This is a genomic window from Proteus sp. NMG38-2, from assembly GCF_020640995.1.
In the GTDB taxonomy this organism is placed as follows: domain Bacteria; phylum Pseudomonadota; class Gammaproteobacteria; order Enterobacterales; family Enterobacteriaceae; genus Proteus.
The window spans coordinates 1,156,450-1,173,919 of sequence record NZ_CP085481.1; the positions used below are offsets into that span (position 1 = coordinate 1,156,450).

16 protein-coding genes are annotated in these 17,470 nt (G+C 37.4%); 9 read left to right on the plus strand and 7 right to left on the minus strand.

Annotation, left to right across the window (positions count from 1 at the left end):
• Window positions 1-406 precede the first annotated feature (406 nt).
• Together chiP and LG402_RS05465 are read left to right on the plus strand one after the other, a co-directional pair.
• Entirely contained in the window at window positions 407-1,801 is a 1,395-nt protein-coding gene (gene chiP, locus LG402_RS05460) for a chitoporin ChiP (protein ID WP_099075900.1), read from the plus strand.
• A gap of 482 nt (window positions 1,802-2,283) precedes the next feature.
• Entirely contained in the window at window positions 2,284-3,123 is an 840-nt protein-coding gene (locus tag LG402_RS05465) for a DUF817 domain-containing protein (RefSeq protein WP_166540961.1), read from the plus strand.
• 79 nt (window positions 3,124-3,202) lie between these two features.
• Here the strand turns inward: LG402_RS05465 and fur are convergent, their stop codons facing one another.
• The 4 genes from fur to ybfF form a co-directional block, all read right to left on the minus strand.
• Complete coding sequence (gene fur, locus LG402_RS05470; RefSeq protein WP_006537692.1) at window positions 3,203-3,649, minus strand: ferric iron uptake transcriptional regulator; 447 nt, start codon at window positions 3,647-3,649, stop codon at window positions 3,203-3,205.
• A 189-nt stretch (window positions 3,650-3,838) separates the two neighbouring features.
• Entirely contained in the window at window positions 3,839-4,366 is a 528-nt protein-coding gene (gene fldA / locus LG402_RS05475; protein WP_109410002.1) for a flavodoxin FldA, read from the minus strand.
• A 271-nt stretch (window positions 4,367-4,637) separates the two neighbouring features.
• On the minus strand, window positions 4,638-4,946 hold the full coding sequence (gene ybfE / locus LG402_RS05480) for a LexA regulated protein (protein WP_109410031.1): 309 nt from the start codon (window positions 4,944-4,946) through the stop codon (window positions 4,638-4,640).
• A 203-nt stretch (window positions 4,947-5,149) separates the two neighbouring features.
• Window positions 5,150-5,932, minus strand: a complete 783-nt coding sequence (gene ybfF / locus LG402_RS05485) for an esterase (protein WP_227336560.1) — start codon at window positions 5,930-5,932, stop codon at window positions 5,150-5,152.
• A gap of 461 nt (window positions 5,933-6,393) precedes the next feature.
• Here ybfF and seqA point away from each other — a divergent pair, with 461 nt between their 5' ends.
• From seqA to LG402_RS05520, 7 genes are all read left to right on the plus strand, one after another.
• A complete protein-coding gene (seqA, locus tag LG402_RS05490; RefSeq protein WP_227336561.1) occupies window positions 6,394-6,945 on the plus strand; it encodes a replication initiation negative regulator SeqA in 552 nt (183 codons plus the stop codon).
• Between the two features lie 74 nt (window positions 6,946-7,019).
• Window positions 7,020-8,660, plus strand: a complete 1,641-nt coding sequence (gene pgm, locus LG402_RS05495; protein ID WP_227336562.1) for a phosphoglucomutase (alpha-D-glucose-1,6-bisphosphate-dependent) — start codon at window positions 7,020-7,022, stop codon at window positions 8,658-8,660.
• Window positions 8,661-8,806: 146 nt separating this feature from the next.
• Window positions 8,807-9,289 carry a DUF1456 family protein gene (locus LG402_RS05500; protein WP_166541023.1) on the plus strand — a complete coding sequence of 161 codons (483 nt, stop codon included), beginning with the start codon at window positions 8,807-8,809 and terminating at the stop codon, window positions 9,287-9,289.
• A 155-nt stretch (window positions 9,290-9,444) separates the two neighbouring features.
• The gene (locus LG402_RS05505) at window positions 9,445-9,687 is read left to right on the plus strand and encodes a type II toxin-antitoxin system ParD family antitoxin (protein ID WP_166541024.1); all 243 of its coding nucleotides are present in this window, start codon (window positions 9,445-9,447) and stop codon (window positions 9,685-9,687) included.
• A complete protein-coding gene (locus LG402_RS05510) occupies window positions 9,680-9,973 on the plus strand; it encodes a type II toxin-antitoxin system RelE/ParE family toxin (protein ID WP_166541025.1) in 294 nt (97 codons plus the stop codon). The genes LG402_RS05505 and LG402_RS05510 overlap by 8 nt, the downstream gene beginning before the upstream one ends.
• 377 nt (window positions 9,974-10,350) lie before the next feature.
• Window positions 10,351-10,557 carry a YbfA family protein gene (locus LG402_RS05515; protein ID WP_072070216.1) on the plus strand — a complete coding sequence of 69 codons (207 nt, stop codon included), beginning with the start codon at window positions 10,351-10,353 and terminating at the stop codon, window positions 10,555-10,557.
• 225 nt (window positions 10,558-10,782) lie between these two features.
• Complete coding sequence (locus tag LG402_RS05520; protein WP_166541026.1) at window positions 10,783-11,526, plus strand: type 2 GTP cyclohydrolase I; 744 nt, start codon at window positions 10,783-10,785, stop codon at window positions 11,524-11,526.
• Window positions 11,527-11,599: 73 nt separating this feature from the next.
• Here the strand turns inward: LG402_RS05520 and LG402_RS05525 are convergent, their stop codons facing one another.
• The 3 genes from LG402_RS05525 to LG402_RS05535 are packed head-to-tail and all read right to left on the minus strand — an operon-like array spanning window position 11,600 to window position 17,392.
• Window positions 11,600-13,672, minus strand: a complete 2,073-nt coding sequence (locus LG402_RS05525) for an SWIM zinc finger family protein (RefSeq protein WP_227336563.1) — start codon at window positions 13,670-13,672, stop codon at window positions 11,600-11,602.
• Window positions 13,669-14,823, minus strand: a complete 1,155-nt coding sequence (locus LG402_RS05530; RefSeq protein ID WP_227336564.1) for a VWA domain-containing protein — start codon at window positions 14,821-14,823, stop codon at window positions 13,669-13,671. Before LG402_RS05530 ends, LG402_RS05525 begins: the two co-directional genes overlap by 4 nt.
• Entirely contained in the window at window positions 14,810-17,392 is a 2,583-nt protein-coding gene (locus LG402_RS05535; RefSeq protein WP_227336941.1) for a DUF5682 family protein, read from the minus strand. Before LG402_RS05535 ends, LG402_RS05530 begins: the two co-directional genes overlap by 14 nt.
• Between the last annotated feature and the right edge of the window lie 78 nt (window positions 17,393-17,470).

Sequence of the window (17,470 nt, forward strand, 5' to 3'; positions counted from 1 at the left end):
TTTTCATAACATTTCATTCAATAAGACTGTAGTAAGAAAAGTGTGATTTAAAGCACATATTTTACAACGTTAAAAAAGATTATTTATAAGCACTACTTATTATTCCTTTTAATAAAAACGAAATCTAATATCGTTTAAAGATTAGTCTAAAAAATTAAATTAAATCAATTTCTTATGTTTATTTTTAATGAGAGCTTATAAAAGCAAGAAAATGAAACGATCATTTAGTTATGTGCCCTTGGTCATATTTTGATAAAAATTCTTTTTTTTTGGTTGATAATTCGCGTCGCGAAAAATATGCTGTTTCTAACCTAATTTAGGTTTTTTCCCCACTTGGGGTTTTATATTTGGAAATAGGCATTGTGCTTATTTCTTTTTTAGTCAAAGTCAAAGAGGAAACAATGCTATGGTTATGCAACATGCTAAACCAGGCAGGGTGGCACTTGCCGTTATGGGCGCATTGCTTGTAACTGCACTACCTGCAAAAATGTCTCATGCTGAAGGATTTATTGATGACTCAACCTTAACAGGTGGTCTTTTTTATTGGCAACGTGACCGTGATAGAAAAGAGTTAACACCAAATAGTCCTGATTACGGTAAATACAAAGCCAACCTACACCATTCTACTTTCAACGCTAATCTAGACTTCTCATCAGGTTACCTAGGTGATTTTATTGGTATTGATTTAGCTGCCTTTGGTGCGGCTGAATTGAATAATAGTGGCCCTGCTGCACCTAATGAAATCGGTTTTAGTGATGCAAAAAGTCGCTGGGATGAAAAATGGACTGGCGATCGCAGTGGTATGAGCGTTTATAAAGCAGCTGCGAAATTCAAATTAGGCAACTTCTGGGCACAAGGTGGGTATATTCAACCTAAAGGCCAAAGTTTATTGCGTCCACATTGGAGCTTCTTACCAGGAACTTACCGCGGTGCTGAAGCTGGTGCAGTCTTCGATTTCGATAAAAGTGGTGAATTATCTTTCTCCTATATGTGGACAGATGAATACAAAGCACCATGGTATCGGAATATGTATAACTTCCGTAAAGCTGATCTAGAAACGAATATCAGCTATCTTCACTCTTTCGGCGCCAAATATGATTTTAAAAACAGCCTTGTGTTAGAAGCTGCATTTGGTCAGGCTGATGGTTATATCGATCAGTATTTTGGTAAAGTTTCTTATGATTTCCCAATTGCTGACAATGCATTAAGAACGTCTTACCAATTCTACGGTGCTAAAGATAAAGTGACCGGTGGTGGCGTTAATGATGTTTATGATGGGCTGGCATGGTTACAAGCACTGACTTTTGGTTATACCTACAATGTATTTGACTTCAAAGTAGAAGGAACATGGGTTAAAGCTGAAGGTAATCAAGGTTATTTCTTACAACGTATGACTCCGGGTTGGGCGACATCAAATGGTCGTCTTGATGTGTGGTGGGATGGTCGTTCTGACTTTAACGCCAACGGTGAAAAAGCACTTTATGCGGGTGTAATGTACGACCTGAAAAATTGGGATCTATCTGGCTGGGCGGTAGGTACTTCTTATGTTTATGCATGGGATGCTAAACCAAGTGGTAAAGCCATTTATGATCAAGGTCAGCGCATCAGAGAAAGTGCGTGGAATGCGGATATTATGTATACGGTTCAAGAAGGTCGCGCTAAAGGGACACTCTTTAAGCTTCATTATACCCGTTATGATAACCATTCCGATATCCCAAGTTATGAAGGTGGTTTTGGTAATATCTTCCAAGATGAAAAAGACGTTAAATTTAACGTAATTATGCCATTTACTATTTTCTAATATCAGAGTGAGGATAAAGTGTATTAATTGCACTTTATCCTGAATAAAAATAAAAAGCTAAATACGATTACGATAAGTAAAAATAACTAATAGAAAGAGTAGGGATAAATTAAAAAGAATAAATATTATTCTCAAAAATTAGCCTCGTTAATAAAGTGAAGTTGTCAGCAGTAGTAAAAAGTAGAAGTAAAGTCGTCATGTCATGTTATGTCGTCTGAGATAAATGTGAGTGGGTTATGTTTATCTCTTGAGCTTCAGTTATTTCGCAAAATTTGCGTAAGGTATTTACCCTAAAAGGCAGTCAGAGTGGGTATCGTAGTGGGGGGTAAATACCTTTATTTTTAAATCCTTTCTTTTTCGTCCTTTTCATCCTTGTGCGTTTTTTCATTCTATGGCAAATTTCTTCTCATTCATTTTATCTCTCCTTAATTTATTATTCTGCATTGAATACTATTTAATAATGCACGTTTTCAGGAAGAAGCATGTTAAAGCGATTGGATGATTTTTTATTAGAACCACCATTGAAGCCTTTTAAAGGTATAAAACGATTTATTGTTGAATTTCTTTTTTTTGGTGTGAAAGAAGCGCGTTCTTGTTTATTTGCGGGATTTTTCTTTTTTATTTTATTTGTAACACCAAGTAAAGGAATATTAGGAATACCTCGTTATGACGTTTTACTTATTCTCGCTATTGCTTTCCAATTATGGATGGTATGGGGAAAACTCGAAACATGGGATGAATTAAAAGCGATCTGTTTTTTCCACATTGTTGGTTTTGTGATGGAATTATTTAAAACATCAGCGGCAATTGGATCGTGGAAATACCCTGATTTTGCTTACACTAAATTGTGGGAAGTCCCTTTATTTACAGGGTTTATGTATTCCGCGGTAGGAAGTTATTTAATTCAAGCATGGCGTTTTTTAAAAGTACGAATTGAACATTATCCACCTTATTGGATGGCAACTTTGGTTGCGCTCGCTATCTATATTAATTTCTTTTCTCATCACTTTATCGGTGATTATCGCTGGTATTTAACTGCCTTTATTTTAGGTCTTTATGCCCGTAGTGTGGTTTATTTTACGCCTTATGATACAGAGCGAAAAATGCCACTATTATTGGCTTTTGTTCTGATAGGTTTCTTTATTTGGCTTGCTGAGAATTTCGGTACATTTTTTGGCGTATGGCAATATCCTAACCAAATTGGTGCTTGGTCTGCTGTACATGCAGGAAAATGGGGCTCTTGGTCACTGTTAGTCATTGTTACATTTACTATCGTGGTTCATTTAAAACATATTAAACACAGTATCAGTGTGGCTAAGTAGAGTTATCCTCGGATTTTAGGCAATAAAAAAGGAACTGTAGACAGTTCCTTTTTTTTACTGAGAGATTATCCAGAATGAATTATTTCTCATCATGTGCGTGGCTATCTTCTTTACAATTGCCTTCAGCACAGTGGCCATATAAATAAAGGCTATGATTGGAAAGCTTGATACCATGACGTTCAGCGATGTTTCTTTGGCGCACTTCAATCGCATCATCTGTAAACTCGATAACTTTACCACAATCAAGACAAATTAAATGATCGTGATGGTGTTGTTGAGTTAATTCAAATACTGATTTACCACCTTCAAAATTATGTCGGGTAACAATACCAGCATCGTCAAATTGGTTTAAGACGCGATACACGGTTGCCAGACCAATCTCTTCACCGATATCGATGAGTTTTTTATAGAGATCTTCAGCACTGACATGATGGCACTCAGGATCCTGGAGCACTTCCAAGATCTTTAAGCGAGGAAGTGTAACTTTTAACCCAGCATTTTTTAACGCTTTATTATTGTCGGTCATGCGGATTTAATCCTGTTGCTAATGGTGAATTTAATTTTTGTGCTCACTAATAGGGTTGATTCATTAACACTCGGGTGAATAAATAACCTTATTGATTATAGGCATGATATTTAAAAATAAACACCCCTACCTATCACACTATCTTAGCACACCATTGAATAATTATCATTCTCAATATTGAGTATTTATTTATCCCAGAATTTCATCTAGGCTCATTTCTTCTTTGATTTGAGCAACCCAAGCATCAACACGCTCTTCGGTTAATTCTGGTTGACGGTCTTCGTCAATCGCAAGGCCGATAAAGTGATTATCATCTGCAAGCCCTTTAGAGGCTTCAAAATGGTAACCTTCTGTTGGCCAGTGACCCACAATGACAGCACCACGAGGTTCAATAATATCGCGGATTGTGCCCATTGCATCACAGAAGTATTCTGCATAGTCCTCTTGGTCGCCACAACCGAACAGTGCAACCAGCTTACCGTCAAAATTAATATCTTCTAGTGTTGGGAAAAAGTCATCCCAATCGCATTGTGCTTCACCATAATACCAAGTAGGAATACCTAGTAACAGAATATCAAATGCTTCGATATCTTCTTTACTGGATTTTGCGATATCATGAACTTCGGCATTATCAGCCCCCAGTCTTTCTTGAAGCATTTTGGCAATATTTTCAGTGTTGCCGGTATCACTGCCGAAGAATATACCTATGATTGCCATAAAGTGAGATAACCTCTTTTATTCTATATTCGTTATACTTCAAATTGTTGCGTTGTTGGCTACGTTAATTCGTACTAATTACATACTTTGTATGTACCAGTAACGCCTTTACTTACCACCTAGCCACACTTCAAAATAGTTAGAGTATATTTGTCTGTGTTTGAACAATTACTAGTGAAAAATAAACATCTTGTTTTCATAATAGAAAACTAAAAAACGTATTTTGACGAAAATAGCAGTGTAATTCTGTCGAATTTGTGTGGTTTAGCTGCTAGCTATTCTCATTTTGATGTATTTTCAAGGCGTGATTTTGCGCCAATTGTTCTAGTAATATTTCTTCAATAAGCTCGCTACGGCTAACATTTCTTGCAGTCGCCAACTCATTAAGTGCATTCACAGCGTCCTCATTTAATTTCAACTCAACTCGACGTAAACCATTGACTCTGTCTCGTCTTAATTGGTTGCGTTTATTAATTCTAAGCTGTTCATCCCGAGAAAGCGGGTTTGTTTTAGGTCGCCCAGGTCTGCGTTCATCTGCGAACAAATCCAGTGTGGTGCGATCAGTTTGTTCTTTTGCCATAAATTTTGCTGTGAAAGGGCGTATACCAATGACTAAATTGCGAAACGTCCAATAATACCCCACATAGTGGCGTCCTGCCACTGCTTCCTGAGTTTAACCTATTGTCATTTGGTCTTTTTATCGACAGATTGCGTGATTAAGTACAATAATTATACATTCAGCTAAATTATTACTTTCTTAATGGCGTCACTTTAGGCAATAAATTAAGCTTTGGATAAAAAACGACGAATAGCGTTAATAACAGTGCTAGGCTTTTCTGAATGTACCCAGTGTCCAGTATTTGCTACGACAAAAGCGCTAGCTTGCGGAAATTGGCGTGCAATATCATTACGGTATTCATCTAATATATAAGGTGATAAACCACCGCGAATAAATAGCACCGGATAATTCCAAGCAGGAACTTCTTTCCAACCAATAATGTCTGAATAAGCATTTTTGATTGCAGATAAATTAAATAGCCATTCACCACTTTTAAATGATTTAAGTAAAAACTGAATAACTCCCTCTTCTTTAATAAAGGGACTCATAATTTCTACTGCATCTTGACGTCGTGTAACTTGAGCTTTACTGACGGCTTCGAGTGCCGCAAAAATGTTATCGTGGCGACGGACATTGTAAGCTACAGGTGACATATCTATTACGACAATGCGAGCAATTCGCTCTGGTGCTAATGCCGTCATTGCCATTGCTATTTTTCCCCCCATGGAGTGCCCAATAATGATGGCTTTTGAGATATGTAAACTATCAAGTAATGTAAGTACATCTTGTGCCATATCTTGATAGTTCATACTTTCGCTATGAGGAGAATGTCCATGATTACGCACGTCAATTTGGATCACGGAGTGGTCTTTGCGTAGATCACGCCCTAATATGCCTAAATTATTTAAGTCACCAAAAAGACCGTGGATCAAAACAATAGGTAAATCGGATGCAGGTGCTGTTTCAGGTTGATGTAATTGATAATTTAATAATGTATTGAGTTTCATGTTAATGACCAAAAAATAATTGCGATTTTTTCTATGATGACATGCACAAGGTGCTAAGCCAACTTATCGTAATAATATGCGTGAGTGATTAAGAGCAGAAATAATTGATAAGGGAAATTTATAAAAAACTAGATAAGTGACATTATCTAGATATTTATTCTAAACTTATTTAAAAAGTTGAAATCTTGATATTGCTCAAAAATAAATATTTAGAATTTTATATTATTTGATGGTTGGTGTAGTGTGAGAAGGCGGTATTTGAAGCAGGCTTTGTTTGAATAAGTTCAAAGAATAGAAGATGATACCGAGATAAACAATAGGATAAATACCAAGCTTAGCCATTGAAATGGCTGGATCTTGTATAGATCTTCTTTAAGTTATTGAAATTTTACCTATTTTGTTTTTAAAGATTATATCTTATAATCCTAATTACTTTTTTTTGAAAACAGTACTGGGTAGCAATGAAAAAGATAGAAATTGATGACGAACTTTACCGCTATATTGCTAGCGAAACTAGACATATCGGTGAAAGCGCTTCAGATATTTTAAGGCGTCTACTGAAGCTTGATGCCAAACAGCCCGTACAGCCAGTCGTTGTCACTGAGTCAGTACAAGCACCTGTTATTAAACAGGAAGCTGAACCTAAATCGATTACACCAGCAAAAAATCCGGTCCGTGAAATGCGAGAACTGTTGTTATCTGACAGCTATGCAGAAAAAACAAAATCAGTTGATCGTTTTTTACAGATCCTTTCTACGTTATATAGCCTAGATAGTGCTACTTTTACTCAATCTGCTGAAACAGTACATGGACGAACACGCATCTATTTTGCTGGTGATGAACAAACATTACTCAATAGTGGACGTCATACAAAACCGCGCCATATTTCAGGCACGCCATTTTGGGTTATTACTAACTCCAATACAGAGCGTAAAAGAACAATGGTACAAAGCATCATGCAGGATATGCAATTCCCTGCGAATGAGATTGATAAGGTGTGTGGAACTATCTAACCACTATTGTTAATTGATGCATTGCAAAGGCTTTTGTTTAAAGCGTGCTTGTGATGTCAAATAGGAGAAGATTTGTGGCAATTCATCCAAGAGCAGGGCAGCATACTTGTCAAAGTGATCTGATTAATGTGGCACAATTAACGTCGCAATATTATTCACTTAAACCACAAGCTAGCATTAATGCTCATCGTGTGAAGTTCGGTACATCTGGCCATCGCGGAAGTGCAAATCGCCATAGCTTCAATGAAGCCCATATTTTGGCAATTGCACAAGCTATTGCTGAAGTACGTGCAAAAAATGGAGTAACAGGGCCATGTTACGTGGGTAAAGATACTCATGGACTGTCAGAGCCTGCATTTATTTCTGTTTTAGAAGTACTCGCTGCTAATAAAGTGAAAGTGATTATTCAAGAAAATAATGGCTATACACCCACACCGGCAGTCTCTTTTTCTATTTTGACTTACAACGATGCACATCAAGATATTGCTGATGGTATTGTGATCACGCCATCACATAACCCACCTGAAGATGGCGGTATTAAATATAACCCATCAAATGGCGGGCCTGCTGATACCGATTTAACTTCTGTTATTGAAAAACGTGCTAATGAACTGCTTGAAAGTAATTTAGCAGGGATCAAACGTCTTTCTTATGATGAAGCCTTGGCGAGTGGTTATATTGAAGCTCAAGACTTAATTATGCCTTATGTCAAAGCGTTAGGTGACGTTGTTGATATGGAAGCTATTAAGAAAGCAGGCTTAAAATTAGGTGTTGATCCATTAGGTGGTTCTGGTATCGAGTACTGGAAACGCATTGGTGAATATTATGGTCTTGATCTTGAATTAGTTAACGATCAAGTCGATCAGACATTCCGTTTTATGACGCTCGATCATGATGGCGTTATTCGGATGGACTGTTCATCACCTTGGGCAATGGAAGGTCTATTACAACTGCGTGATAAATTCGATTTAGCTTTTGCTAACGATCCTGATTACGATCGCCATGGTATTGTGACACCGTCTGGTTTAATGAATCCTAACCACTACTTAGCGGCTGCAATTAACTATCTTTTCCGTCATCGTCCACAATGGGCTCAAGATGTAAAAGTGGGTAAAACACTGGTTTCAAGTGCAATGATTGATCGTGTTGTGGCAGATTTAGGTCGTGAACTTGTTGAAGTACCAGTTGGCTTTAAATGGTTTGTTCAAGGTTTATTTAGTGGTGAGTTTGGCTTTGGTGGTGAGGAAAGCGCAGGTGCATCTTTCTTACGGTTTAATGGCAAACCATGGTCAACCGATAAAGACGGCATCATTTTATGTCTGTTAGCTGCTGAAATGAAAGCGGTAACAGGCAAAGATCCGCAAGAGCATTACAACGAATTAGCACAACGCTTTGGTTCACCAAGCTATAATCGTATTCAAGCATCAGCAACTCATGAACAAAAAGCACTGTTGTCACGCTTATCACCTGAAATGGTGACTGCAAGCACATTAGCAGGCGATCCGATTACTGCACGTTTAACACATGCATCAGGTAATGGCGCATCTATTGGTGGCTTAAAAGTGATGACTGATTACGGTTGGTTTGCTGCTCGTCCTTCTGGTACTGAAGAAGCATATAAGATTTACTGTGAAAGCTTCCGAGGCCCTGAGCATCGTGAATTAATTGAAAAAGAAGCGATTGAAATAGTAAATAATGTTTTTGCTAACAAATAAGTTAGTGCAATAAACTATTTATATAGAATACACTCTACCCAAAGGTAGAGTGTATTTTTTTAATTATTGAATATTTTTAGATCACAGCATTGATATCCATCATTGAGGTTGATTTAGAATTAAAAATAGAGTGGATAATCAATACAATGCAAAATAATTTTGTTTTACGAAGTGTACGCTACATGCTGGATCTAAGTGATGCACATGTTGTTGAAATCATGAAATTGGCTGATTTTACAGTTACAAAAGAGTTAGTAAATAGCTGGCTGAAAAAAGACGATGAACCTGAATTTGTCGAGTGTGACGATAATGCGATGGGACATTTTTTAAATGGACTAATTTTTTATCGTCGTGGAAAAGATGAAAACTTCCCAGCACCTGAAGTTGAAAAGCGTATCACAAATAACATTATCCTAAAAAAACTGCGTGTCGCTTTTGAATTAAAAGATGTGGATATTCTAAATATTTATGAACTTGCGGATTTCCGTGTTTCTAAGCCTGAATTAAGTGCTGTATTTCGTAAACCAGGGCATAAAAACTACCGTAATTGTGGCGATCAGCTTGTAAGATATTTCCTGAAAGGATTAACCGAAACCCTACGTGGTAAAGGTAAAGCAGTTAAGAAATAAGTTCAGGGTATTTTAAGCTATAAAATTCTCTATTTACTGATGACACCTCAAAATTGGTTTTCAATAGTGGGGTGTTTTTTTATGGTATTAGATGGCAAATTAATAAATTTATTGCTACTGTTGTATTACTAAGTAATACAATGTAGGAAGGATTTATGGCACGAGTAACTAGCGTAACTTTGGGTGAACATTTTAATGATTTTGTTGGTGAAATGATTAATTCAGGACGTTATGGAAATACCTCCGAGGTAATCAGAGATGCTTTACGTATGATGGAAATCAGAGAAGAACGGATCCAAATAATTCGTAAAATGGTACTAGATGGTGTGAATTCACCAGAAAGTGAAAATAACATGGATGATATTTTTACAAGAGCTGAAAAGGACTTAAATGTATAAACTTTCTAAATTAGCAGAAGAAGATATTTATCAAATTGCACGTTATACCATTCAGCAATTTGGTGTAACTCAGGCAAAAAAATACCATAATGAGTTAAAACAGACATTTGAGCTACTTGCTCGAGCACCTTGGATTGGGCGAGAGTGCAATTGGGTGTGTGATGGCATGAGACGATTTGAGTTTAAAAAACACTCAATTTATTATCTACCAAAAAATGATGCCTTATTTATCGCTCGCCTTATCCATCATTCAATGGACGTTGATTTTCTTGATTTTCCTGAATAAATACTTCATTACTCACTGCTAAATGTATTATTCAGTCGTATATTATTTAGTAGCAGATCTATGTTGTTAATACTAAAACCTGCATTCTTGAATATTCTACTTCTCTTCTCTTCTCTTCTCTTATTTGATTTTTTCTTTTTTGATAATTTATCCTCGAAATTATTTACTACAACTTTTATTAAGTAAAAATACCGATCTAATTCTGTTAATAATTATGTCACTTATGTTTCATTTTTGTTTCTATTATGAAATTTAATTACATATCAAGCAAAATAAAGGTGATTTTTCGCACGAATTGAGTGGTCTGATCAGTAGTAAAATTTCATCAAATGAGGTAAAATTTCAACATCAAATTAATCTCTATACAGGAGAGCACTATGCCAGCTTATAACGAATATACAAAAAAACATGTTTTGGCCCGTCGTACTGGTGCTGTTGCGCTAGGTGTTGCGGCATTTCCTGTTATGGTTTTCCATCCTAAACGTGCACAATTTTATAGCTATATACACCGTGTATGGTCTAAAACAAGTGATAAACCAGTTTGGCTGGCAAAATCAGAAGTGGCATTAAATAGCCACAAATAACAGAACATCAAAATAACGCTTACATAAGTAGGCGTTATTTTTATTCCTCTTTTTTAAGCATTTTTGTAATGCTATCTTCTCGTTTTTTCTTAACTTCAAATAATCTTCAATTTTTACGTTACAATAAACAATAATGAGTCATTTAAACGAATGCCACTAACCTATTGCTATTTTTACTATTGTTATATAAATAGTGGTATTCGTGATAACAGGGAAATAAATGAAATGAAGAATACTGATCTGGAATTAGTGATTAATGAGAAGTTAAGCATTGAGAACTTTCAAGATTATGCGCCTAATGGACTTCAAGTCGAAGGACGCCCTCATATTCAAAAAATAGTCACGGGTGTGACTGCAAGCCAAGCATTACTCGATGAAGCAGTACGATTAAACGCTGATGCAATTTTAGTACACCACGGTTACTTTTGGAAAAATGAGCCCGTTGTTATTCGTTCAATGAAGCGTAACCGCTTAAAGACATTACTTTGCAATGACATTAATCTTTTTGGTTATCACCTGCCGTTAGATGCTCACCCAATCTTAGGTAACAATGCTCAATTAGCATTAAAAATGGGGGTTAAAGTTGAAGGTGAAATATTACCTTTATTGCCTAAAGGCGTATTTGATTTACCTTTAACACCTCTTGAATTAAAAGAACGTTTAGAAAAAGCGTTACAACGCAATGTATTACATTGTGGTGATAATGCCCCTGAAACTATTCGTAATATTGCTTGGTGTACGGGCGGCGGACAGGGCTTTATTCAAGATGCTGCAGAGCAAGGTGTAGATGCTTTTGTGACAGGTGAAGTCTCAGAACAGACAATTCATATCGCAAGAGAAATGGGCGTTCATTTCTTTGCTGCTGGGCATCATGCAACAGAGCGTTATGGTATTAAAGCATTAGGTGAATGGCTGGCTCAAACACATCATTTAGATGTGACATTTGTTGATATTGATAATCCAGCATAAACCCATTATTTATTCTTATCTTAAAAGCTATCTCTCTTTAATTTGAGAGATAGCTTTTTTTCGCTAATACCAATTATTCGTTAAGTTGAATAGGTAACGGACTTTGTAATTGTTGCAGATTATCGCATAGCCAAATTAACTGTAATAACGTCCGTGAGTCGCGGGAAGTTAACGCCAAATAATAAGCCAATTGATCAGCTATTAATGTCATTCCTAAATCATCTGCGGTATGTTTGCTTATTTCTAATTGCTCTTTTTGCATTTCTGAAAGTAATTCCCGTCCAGTACACGCTTGAGCTTCTAATACCGATAAAATAGGGCGACAGAACTTTTGTGCTAGAGTCGGTTCACTGTGATGCATTGCTGTTTGTTGCTTACGTTTAGCCATATATTCTTGAATACGGCTAATAAAGCCTGATTGTTTTTTCTTACGTGGAAATTGGTCAAAATCGAGATAAAACAGTTCAATGCCTTTTTCTGTTTTGATCCAAATAGTCGTTGGTAACAAGTCTATATTGAGATCACGTCGAACGGGTTGCACCGTGATTGCGACAATTTCTAACTCTTTTTTGGTAAGAAAGCGCAACTCTTCTAGATTATTTTGTGTTGTTCCTTCCCAATAAAGGCGCAAGAATGCTGAATTCTCATGATTATCTGACACTTCCCAAATTATGCATTGCTCTACTTCATACCAAATTAAAGGTTTATAGTTTTTGATATGCAAAACAAGAGGGGAAAGAAACCCTTCTGTTTGATGGGCAAAGTAATCAGGTAAATCTCGCCAATTATTGATGCCTAGCTCAGTTTGTAAATTGTTGTATTCCGTCATATCAAGAAAGTCTGCTTGATTTTGAGCAAAACTATCACCAATAGTGGCGAGTTTTCCTTCATCAGAAATACGAGGCTCTTGTAATAAAAAAGGACGACGCATTAATTTATCCGCAGTTTGTTTCCATAATGACAAACTGTTCCAAACACCATAACGATTAAACAAGGTATCGAGCTGATTAGGGCGCGCTTGTGTCGCTTGTAATAACTGTTTTTCTTCGCTATCCCAAAAGGTAAACGTTGCTCCTAATGCGCCACTTTGTGCTGTCCACCAATTTGCTCCAACCGGAATAAGGGAAAGGCTATTTTTTTTATCATCATATTGACGACGAAGTTGCCCTCGTAACACTTTTAACTGTTCTGGTGTCGCATTAGATAATTGGAATAGATAGGCAGAAATATGGGCTAATAAACGCAAGACATTGCTTTCATCCATAGTGAAATGTCTTTCTGCCAACAGTTTGACTTGAGTGCTTAATGTTCGTAAATAAGACGCTAAACGAGGTAAACCTTCTGCTCGAGCGGACATATTTAATAAGTGCAACTGTGTGGCACTGCTTAAGCTAATATGTGATAGCCCTTGGCGTAATAAATCATAAATAAATTGTTCAATGGTATTAATTAGCGCTATTTCTTCATCATTCAGGGGACGTTTAGAAGATTGCACCGTCATTAAATCTTCTGGCCATGCCCAAGGTTTCGTGTATTGCTCAAATAATTTAGCCACGATAGCAAGATGAAAGGCTTTTTTATGTGAGTCGGAAAATGGTGATAACATGCCATCGTAACCACTCGCTTGTAAGAAAATAACAGGCTCATCAACATCAGGAAGTTGAATTTTTAACTGAATTCCTGTGTCTTCTAGATTGAATGTTATATTTTCCCATTGCTCAATTAATTTAATTGCTGTCCGACAGGCTGGTTTACCCGCTTTTTTGATTAATGCTTCTGGATCAAGAGCAAATAATGTGGGTAGCAGAGGGATGATTTCAACAGGCTCAGTAATGGTTTCTGATGATATTTCATCACTATTATCGTTATTTGAATTATCAGCATTATTATTAGCTTGTAGCCATAAAACGGCGGCTAAAATATGTTTACAGCAACCAGATGCAGAGCAATCGCAACTGGCTTGTTGAATACCTGCTTCGTGTAAAACAACACTTTGTCCATCACTACTGAATTGCCCTGTATTGGCATCAGTGAGTGATACTTTTTCGTTATCAACGTCTTTTCTTGCGCGTCTTAATAATCCTGCATTAGCAAATACAGTGAGCGCATCTTCATCGTAATGAAAGTAAACGGTTTGCCAACTCATTGCATTACCTCTGCTAGCCATTGTGCGAAATGTTCTGGTGTTAAGGCGGCAACTTGCATACCTCTGTCCGCAAGTTTTTGTGCAATCGCAGAGTCATAAACAGGTTGAGCTTCATCATCAAGTGCCGCAAGCCCTAATAATTTAACTTGTTGGCTATTAAGACGTTGTGTGCAATCTAATAATCGGTTTAATGAGCCACCTTCTTCAAAGTCACTGATTAGTGAAATAACGGTACGTTTAGGGTTTTTGACTAAACTTTCACAGTATTGCATTGCACCAGCAATATCAGTACCGCCTCCTAATTGTACGGTCATTAAAACCTCAACAGGATCGTCTGCTAAATGAGATAAATCGACAACTTGAGTATCAAAAACCACTAAAGAGACTTTAACGGCAGGCAATGAAGCTAAAATACTGGCACAAACAGCTGCATACATAATGGAACTAGACATTGACGCACTTTGGTCAACGCAGAGAATAACATCCCACGGAAAATGTTGTTGCATCCGTGAGTTAAAATAAGGTGTTTCAATGACTAAGCGACGATTTTGGGTATCGTAATGTTTTAAATTTGCAGTAATAGTTGCGCGCCAATCAAAGTTGCGACTATTAGGCACCAAAGAGCGTCTAAAGCGATTACGACGTCCCGTTAATGATTGGCGAAAATTATTACGAATTTGACGTAAAATATCTTCAACCACTTTGCGAATAATAGTTTTAACAGCATCTCGTGTTTCTTCGCTCATTCGTCCACGTAAGCTTAATAGTGTTTTGGCTAACGCTTTTGTGGGCTCCATTGCTTTTAACGTATTAGGATCTTTAAGAAAGCTACTGATTTGATAACGTTCAATAGCTTGTGATTGCATACGTTCAAAGGTGCTATTAGGAAATAGCTTACGTGCTTGATTTAGCCAGTTTACCGCGGTAAGTTGCGATGCATCGAGTGAACCATGGCGTCCTCGCTCTTGGCGAAGCCCTCGGCGCTGATATTCTCGGCGATAGAGAAAGTCGAGTGTACGTTCAACTTTTAAATCATCAGCATTAAAAGTCGCTTGCCCAAGAGCATCATCCGCATATTGACCTAAAATCAGGCGCCAGCGTTTTGCTTGTTGTATTTTATCTTCAGGCATATCGTCATTATGCTGACTCATAGGCATTGTCTCCTTTCTCTGCTTTCTTAGTATCAAACCAAGAAATTATGCCTTGCTCCGTTATACGCTGTTGCAGTTTTTGATTGAGTTTAGTGGCTTCAATCATTTGTTTGGCACTAAATTCTGACTGCCATAATGATAACGCTTGTGTATCTAAACCAATATCGTTGGCAATATATTGTGCAAGTTCTGCATTTTGCTTGGGATTAAGTTGGCTAAATGCAAAACGCAGATCAGGTAAGATCTGAATGAAACGCTCTTCATCCCATTGTTGTAACAAGGTATTTAAGTGATCAACCAATAAAGGTAAGCGGATCACAAGCTCTGGTGCTGTTCGCATAATCCCGACAAAATAACCAATAGCTTGTTCAGGAGAACTTCCTGTACTAAACGTGGCATTTAATGCGTTTGTCAGCGTGGTTTCATCAATATATGAGCCTAAATAGCGCAATGCATCAACAGCACCTTTTAATAAAGGAACTGCATCTAGTTGACCATCAAGGCGATTAAGTTGCTGATAGAAATCGCTTTTGTAATCATGAGGATTATTGAGTGATGGCATAAATTCAATCAGTTCACGTAAAGAGAGCAAAGCTTGTAAATTGCTTTCTTGTTGTTGTTCATCACCTTGAGCGAGTTGTTCTAAGCAAAAAAATGCTTGAGGGATAACTTGATGTAGTCGATTTTCCAGTGCTAGCTCATCGGTAATATCAAGGTATTGACGACCTCGCCATAAATGGATCAATTTATGTCCACATTGAGTTAATGACTCAAGGCGAAAATCTTGCTGAATATAGCTATCTAATAGTTTAAAGAGTGATGGAATGCGCTGGTGGAGGCCTATTAATGCTGCTTGTGTTAATAAAGTGACAGCACTTTGACTTGAGCGACCTTGGCCTTGTTCTTCAAGCTGTTTTTCCATAGATAACAACTTAGTTAAGGCGATAGCTTCAAGTTGTGAGCCTTTCTCTGATAATGAAATCAGCTCTCCTTCCACATTGGGTGTCCAAGCGTATTGCCACTCTTCAAACAATAAATCCAATTGATGACCAGAAAGAAAGTCAGGGCCATTGATTCGATGTGCAAAGTGAATTTCTAAGAAAGCCAGTAAATGTAAAAAACGACTTCTTAAGCGATGTTGAGGGTTGCGGTAAACATCACATTTAGTGGTTTTTGCTAATGTATCATCAAGTTTAAAACGAAAACCTCTGGCACGTTCATAGGTTTCATTTACCAACGGTGGTGTTGCTGTACCTAATGGAATTTTGCCTAATAGATAGCCGGAAAAACAGGTTTTAATTTCTGTCCATAACTCGCTTTGGCTATCATCTAAACTGCCTTTAATAAAGGCACTTTGTAAACCATCAAGCAAATCATAGCGACCCATACCAGCATGATCTCTAAGTAAAGCAAGGCGTAAACTTTGCTCGGCAGCCAGTTTTACGGCTAAATAACTAGGTGGATTATCAAATTGTTTTTCTCTAATAGATTGAGCCACTGAGCTTAAAAATGCGATCCCCATTTTATTGCGATAAATTTGTGTTGGCTGTTTAGCAAGAGCATTATTTTCTAATTTATCATGATGTTGTTGCATCAAGCTTTGCCAAACTTGTTGATAAAAAGCTGGAGATGGCATACCAGAAGCATAGCCATTAAGTGCATCTAATCTGTCAAAACTGTAACGAATAAGCCAAGCTTGTTCTTTTTCGGCCATTCTTTGCATTTTAGTGAATTGCTTTTGCTCTGTGCTAGAAATGGCGAAAGATTGAGATTGTGAATCAGCTAGACCTTCAATTAATGCAAGGGTATGAAATCCTCCAGTTACAATTAAAATCTTGGCATTGGGCTCTTGTTGTTTGATGGTTTTAATATGAGTGAGCATATGTGCTTCACGTTGCGAAGAACCTTCTGATTCAAGTACTTCTGGCTCATAATCAAGACGCGCAAGAGCACACCAAATAAAGGTATCATTAAAGAGGGCTTGCCAATCAGCTAAAGCTTCAATGTTGCGTAGCTCAAAAAGATGCTCCCAAACATCATCGTGATCACGGCAATGACATTTTTTGGCTAATTGTGCAATAAATTGGCTATGGGCTAAATAACGTTCTTTTTGTAAGCTGCGACTTTGTGAATCACTATACTCTTCGTTATTAACTTGAGCCGCCCATGGTAAATCGATAAAGCGTGTTTTTGCATTGATGCGTAAACCACCTCGTAATGCCTGCCATTCAGGAGAATATTCACAAAATGGAAAATAGGCAGAGTGCAGTGATTTTTCTCGCTCTTCTTGGTTACCATCATTATGCAAATATTCTGCTTGCCCCATAATAGCCACCGGAGGCAGGGTGTCTTTATCAGTCAGGCTTGGAATAAGAGAATTAAAGGTATCAGGGCCTTCAATTAATATATAGTCAGGCTTTACCGAATCAATTAGTGATAAAACAGCATAAGCACAAGCGGGGCTGTGATGGCGTACAGGGGCAAAATAGAGATGTTGTTGCTGTAACGACGTCCATTTCAGTCGTGCTTGGTCAATTCTTTCTGGCAAAGGTATTGAAGGTAGCGTCACCGTGTCGATCCCTTTTCTGGGTGAAAAGGCAGAGTCAGTAAACTCTGCCTTTAATTGATAAATAACGTATTTATTGTG